Here is a 6,082-nt window from a genome sequence, read left to right as displayed (position 1 = left end):
GGTTATTCAAGCCTCTGGTCTCCACCGGACTTCATCTTCTGGGACAGCAACGCGGTGAGCATAGGAGCCTTTCTGCTACCCGCAGCGCTGGCGTGGCAGATCAAGGAGCAACTGACACGCAATACGCCCTACCGGTGGACCGACAGATTTCTGACATTCCTCATCGCTGTAAATGTGCTGGGCGCATTCAGCGGGCCTTTGGGTTTCTACCCGGATGTGGCGTGGGTCAATCTGATCTCTCTGCTGGCCAGCGACATCGTAGGAATATCACTGTGCTGGCTGGCCTTACAGCGGCGAGACCGCCTCGGTCCGCATGTACTTTTGCTCCTGGCATACGGTCTGCACTGCGTGTGCGGTGTGCCGATCGCCATTCTCATGACGGGTCAGATTCAATGGAACGTCGATGCGACATTGATCTGGCAACTTGAGGCCATCGTGTTCACCGCCCTGCTGGCCAGTGCGGTGTTCGTGGGGATGGTGACCCGGTATCGAAAAGCCCAGCGTGCCAAGGACCAGGCCATAGAACGGCTGGCGCTGTCCGAGCAGTCGCTGGAGGAACGCATCCTGCAGCGGACCACGGAGCTCTCGGCGGCCCAAGTCGCGCTCGCGACATCGCTTGAAAGCGAGCGAGCCTTGCGACATGAACAACGGCAGTTCTTCCACATGATCAGCCATGAATTCCGAACCCCTCTGACCGTGATCGATAGCGCTGCAGCAGAGCAGCAGAGTTTTCCATCCGCCGAACTGCAGCCCCAGGTAGATCGAGCCGCACAGATACGCAGAGCCAGCAGGCGCCTGACCGCATTGGTCGACAGTTGTCTGATCAATGAACGGCTGGACCACAGCGGCCTCGCGCTGCAGGCATCACCGGTCAAGGTCAGTGACTTGCTTCACCACGCCGCTCAACTCGTGCACTGGTCGCCGCGCCACCACTTGCAGCTTTTTACCGACTCAGCGCCTCTGGAATGGGTCTGCGACGCGACACTGGTGCACATTGCCCTATCCAACTTGGTGGACAACGCTGTGAAGTATGCGACCGCTGGAGAAATATTTATTGCGGCGCAAAAAGGTGAGACAGGACTGCTTGAAATCTCTGTGGCCGACGAAGGCTCTGGAATGTCGCTGGACGTGATGAACCGCATTTTTGAACAGTTTGAGAGAGGCGACCGTACGGACCAAAGCAAGGGATTTGGCCTTGGACTGTGGGTTGCGCGCCGCATTGCACGCCTGCACGGGGGCGACATCACCGTCCAGTCCAGCGAGGGCCAAGGCGCCTGCTTCACATTGACGCTGGCCTCACAGCGCATCAGGCCGAGCGGGAGATAAGGTACTCCTATCACCCGCCAGCCAGAAAGCTGAACGGGCTGAATCCTGGATAATCATCTCTCGCATTTCTTGTTGACGCCGGCCCTCCTACGTCCGGCAGGCCGCCCAGCGGTCTATTTTCAAAACTCCAGCACCCATGAGCGCCACAGCGACCGACCCCAACCTTCAGCACCTGACCAAGGCCCGCAAGCAAATTGCACAAGGCGATCTCAAGAACGCCGCGCTCACACTCAATAAGGCGAACGCGCAATGGCCCCAAGATCCGCGGGTTTTTATGCTCGGAGGCCTGCTGGCGGAAAAAGCGGGCAACGTCCAAGGCGCCTTTGACGCAATGCGTAAATCGGTGTCCCTGGCTCCTGACTGGGGTCCTGGACTGCTGGAGTTGGCAATGCTGCTAGCACGCCATAACCAGTTTCCAGAAGCAATAGAGTCTGCCGAAAAAGTGGCTGTGCTTGAACCCAAGAACCTGCAGGTGTTAGCAGGTGTGATCGATATCGCGCACCGCGCCATACATCTTGAAATGGCCGTTCGGCACCTACGACGTGGACTTAGTCTGGTCCATGGCGACATCACTCTGCGACGATTACTTGCTAGCGATTTAAGCGATTTGGGCCAACACGCAGAGTCGCTGGAAATATGGGACGAATTAGTTAAAGAATACCCGACAGATCTCGAATCTCTGGCTGGCAGAGTTAAGGCTTATATCGCAGCTGGTAAGCCGGTTTGTGCCAAAGATAGTGCATGCACACTGCTGGAGCTGGCGCCAAACGACCGTACGTATCAGTACTACTCAAAACTGACCAACGGCGAAACGCCTGACCAGCAACCCGTGGAGTTGACAAGCAAAATTTTCGATAACTTGGCGGAGTTTTACGACTGGCGGATGGTTCGTGGACTGAAGTACCAACTGCCCAAGCAGGTTAGCCGACTGATCCTAGATCGTCATCCAGACAGAAAAATCAACGTATTGGACCTTGGATGCGGTACTGGTCTCCTGGGGGTTTTCTTAGGTAGATTGGACGGCTCGTTGATGGGCGTAGACCCGTCTACAAAAATGATCGAGCAGGCGGCTCGGCACAACGTATACGATCGATTCCACACCGTAAATCTGCATGATGCGCTGCGAGAAACACCGGACGAGCTATACCAAGTGATTACTGCTCTAGACGTTTTCATCTACGCAGGCGATGTGAAGCAAGCCATTCCGAACGTGCACCGTGTACTGACGCCAGGTGGGATAATGGTCTTATCGTTCGAAACCGCGCTGGAGCAGGGGCCTGACATGGTGCTGCAGTCAAATGGCCGCTACGCGCACAAACGCAGCCACTTGCAAGCGCTGTGTCAATCTGTCGGATTTGCCAGTGTGAAGATTGAAGACATCGTCCTACGCGAAGAGAATCACCAACCTGTGGACGGTTTCATTGTCATTGCATGTAAAGCAGTCTGAATCAGTCGTCTCTGCTTTTATGGAGTCCCTATTGATGACTCCGTTCGCTACGTCAGAAGGCGCGACGACTTCGGTACGTGGGCCATCAAGAACTCCATCTGATCGGCCAGGATGCGCCGGTTGCGCAAGATGAAGTCTTCCCACAGGCTGGGTACATAGGGCGCATACAGCAGCGGCATGTGCGCCTGCTCTGGCGTGCGGGGGCCCTTGCGGTGGTTGCAGGGGCGGCATTATCCCTACCATCGTAAGTTCACTAGTTGATACAAAAAAATATTGGCGAGTTGCCTTATACGCCATGATCATGGATTGGCGGGACTAGGGAACTCGCCTACCATTTTTTGGTGACTTATTGCACCACCTCCCATGCTGTCGTTCACATTGGCATCGCTGCAGTTGACTCATCAACTATTCCGATTCTTGTAGACCTCAGCGATCCAACTTCCCCATTCATAACCCGAAGTGTCGCGATGTATTCGCGATATCTTCAAAAACAGCAAGTAAGAAGTTATGAGTCGATAACAAAATCGGTCATAGCTATCGGGAAGCTGCGCGACTATTATTTCCTTGTCTGCAAAAATAATCAGTCTGAGGTTGCTACAGCCAAAGCATTTCTCGAAGAATTTTTATACGCTTTCGACAACGGAACTGTACTAGGCTGGAAAGCGGCGAGCAACCAGCAATACAAAGCCACTAAACGAGCGGTCGCGGACTACGTCAAATTCTCGTCTGAAATCCTCTCCAAGGATTTAGAAATATCCGACCGAGAATTTATTGATATCTGCAGAGATTCTTATATCTCATCCACCCACGCAGAAAAAAGCTTGCTTTTCCACACAAAAAAGCGCAACAAAAAAAAGGAATATGGCCGAAAGCGATCAATAAATGGTCTATGGATGTACAAGCCATTCCCTGCTGAATTGGTATCAAAATTAATTGATTTAACAAAAAATCCACGCGACAAACTTCTCTTCGCTATGCTGGCTTACGGCGGTCGCAGGTTATCAGAATTACTAAATCTATTCGTGCAAGATGTTGGAGCATGCGACGAGCAGCTCGTAGTCAAGCTCATGCACCCAACATTATCCCGCATGTCGTGGACCAATTCAGCAAAGCGAATAGTTTCTGGCCAGCGTCGAGATTACCTAAGAGAAAAATACGACTGCCTCCCAAGGACGGAGCATGGCGCGCTCCCTACATTTTCCGGGTGGAAAGGCATTAAATTCGACGATGAGGCAGCACTCTCCTCGGATTCTTATTGGATTAAGAACAGTGGAAAATACTTGCTAGACCTGCACCGAATTTACATATACAGCATCAGAAATCGCAATCCAAGTTATTCACACCCTTACTATTTCACTGCGAAAAATGGCGATCCTCTCACCACCAAGGCAGTAGAGAAGCAATTCCGCATTGCTTGCAGAAGAATACAACGAAATCAAGATATTAATTTAAGTGGTTACGGAACCCACTCCCTGCGGCACTTTTACGGGTTTTACTGCGCAGATGTACTAAAGGCCGAATTGCTTTTTATCCAGAAATGGATGGGACACGTTCAACCTTCGTCTACAGCGATATACACCCATATCTCACCAATTAGCGCCGCCAACGCACTCCGCCTTGCAGAAAATCGGTCCAATTCAAGCGAAGGCACCGCAAACTCACAAAACTTGAACTCGATGATTTTTGGGCAGCTTGATGCAAAGCACTTAACCAGAAAAATAAAATGACAAACCACCTAAAAACACTCGAAACCGCAGATATTTTTGAGACCCCAAACACATTACACTCACCAGTTACTCTAAATCCAGACAATAAAAATTTTCTTCTGCTCACATGCCCATCGAAAGAAATAATTAGAAACTCTATTGATGAATATGGAAGGCTTCGCAGCGACGCACGCTGGCAAGAATTAATTACTCCTTCCGCCAAATTACCAGGAAGAATTAATGCCTTCGTCTTTACCGAAAATTTATTGGCACATTTACAGCCAGCGCCTGTTCTAGAATTATTCAACACCCAAAAGTTATCTGAAGTTAAACATATAACTGGGCGCATGACTATTTTTGAACAAATATCAATCATAGAAAAACTACGCCCAAAAACTCTCTCAGAAACAACAATCTACACAGAGGGAAGAAATGATCCCATCGGCCACCACGTCCTAGTCGAAACTCTTAAAAACTCAAACTCTGCAGTCGATTTCTTCAACTTCACTATTGATATCCTCTATAGAGGATTTGAGACACCTGCAAATAGTTCCAGCACAAAATCATTAAACTACCATCAGCCAAGGATTTTGGAATACTTAGGTTTGTGCGCGAGAAATTTGTGGCTTCTTTTCCCGTTCCTTACGAACGGCAGCGAAAGCACACATGTTCGGACACTCATCAATCCAGGAAATTTCAGAAAAATTATTGATGAAACATACAGCATCCAAGAAGTACCCATTTTCAGAGCAGCCCTGGAAAATCTTAAGCAGAATGAGCACATAAAATTTGGCATACGCGCGATAGAGCGCTTGATGCTATTTTCCACATTGAGAAAAATAGAACAGGTCAATACAAGCCTATTTGCCCGATGCCTGTCACTCGCAATAAACGAGAACTCGGAAAATAACACCAAAATTGCTATAACCAAAAAAGCATACAACTCATTGATCTTGATTCACAACTCGCACAGTGAAGAAAATCATAAACAACCCCTAATTGCCAGAGATCTACAACGACTATCGCTAACGGAATTTTCTTCTTTCGAGGAAATTATTTCCAAGCACCCCCACCTAAGAAACTGGGGACATATTATGTCATTATTTATTCAAGGACATACTAATGCCACATACTCTGGAACACTACGCAAAATCTCATGTGACGACTTTCTAAACTTTCTTAGCGATTTTCCAGCAGCACCAGAAATTCATAAAATACGCAGAGAACACATAAATGACTACACGGAATCTGGATTCTGTTTCAGAAACTACATTATAAAAAAATACGTCAGCAACGAAACACGCAACACCAAGATCAACGACATACACCAACTATTTTCATTCGCAATTGAACATTCCAGGGTTGCGCAAAAAGATAAAACTGGAGAACCTTTGAAGTTCAAAAATCCAGTCGATCTAAAATTTGATAAGTTTAAAGTAGTCTATCGGGCCAGCTCAAATCGCAAATCGATTCCAGCAGAGGTCATTGCGGATCTCAAAAGCATATTAATTGACAATAATTACGAGTGGCCGAAAACACAGAGAGATTGGGGCCACCTTCTTAACGAAGACACAAAGCAGCTGGAATACGTATGGTGCCCTAG

Annotated in this window: 4 protein-coding genes and 1 pseudogene; 4 read left to right on the top strand and 1 reads right to left on the bottom strand. The window is 48.9% G+C overall.

All coding sequences use genetic code 11. The features are described 5' to 3' along the window. A partial coding sequence (locus tag N4G42_RS07080; RefSeq protein ID WP_260666687.1) for a sensor histidine kinase occupies positions 1 to 1,326 on the top strand: 1,326 nt, incomplete at its 5' end. 136 nt (positions 1,327 to 1,462) lie between these two features. Continuing rightward, the gene (locus N4G42_RS07075) at positions 1,463 to 2,773 is read left to right on the top strand and encodes a methyltransferase (RefSeq protein ID WP_260666686.1); all 1,311 of its coding nucleotides are present in this window, start codon (positions 1,463 to 1,465) and stop codon (positions 2,771 to 2,773) included. A 47-nt stretch (positions 2,774 to 2,820) separates the two neighbouring features. Here the strand turns inward: N4G42_RS07075 and N4G42_RS07070 are convergent. Further along, positions 2,821 to 3,003: pseudogene (locus N4G42_RS07070) on the bottom strand (HNH endonuclease); the annotation flags it as partial. A 237-nt stretch (positions 3,004 to 3,240) separates the two neighbouring features. Between N4G42_RS07070 and N4G42_RS07065 the strand changes: the two are divergent. Together N4G42_RS07065 and N4G42_RS07060 are read left to right on the top strand one after the other, a co-directional pair. Continuing rightward, positions 3,241 to 4,500 carry a site-specific integrase gene (locus tag N4G42_RS07065; RefSeq protein WP_260666685.1) on the top strand — a complete coding sequence of 420 codons (1,260 nt, stop codon included), beginning with the start codon at positions 3,241 to 3,243 and terminating at the stop codon, positions 4,498 to 4,500. Further along, positions 4,497 to 6,082 (top strand): hypothetical protein (locus tag N4G42_RS07060; RefSeq protein ID WP_260666684.1); only part of this gene is annotated, 1,586 nt, incomplete at its 3' end. The genes N4G42_RS07065 and N4G42_RS07060, both read left to right, overlap by 4 nt.

The organism is Acidovorax sp. K2F, from assembly GCF_025246485.1.
Lineage (GTDB): Bacteria > Pseudomonadota > Gammaproteobacteria > Burkholderiales > Burkholderiaceae_C > Acidovorax > Acidovorax delafieldii.
The sequence above is the reverse complement of the archived record's forward strand: the minus strand, read 5'-3'. Positions and strand labels throughout refer to the sequence as shown.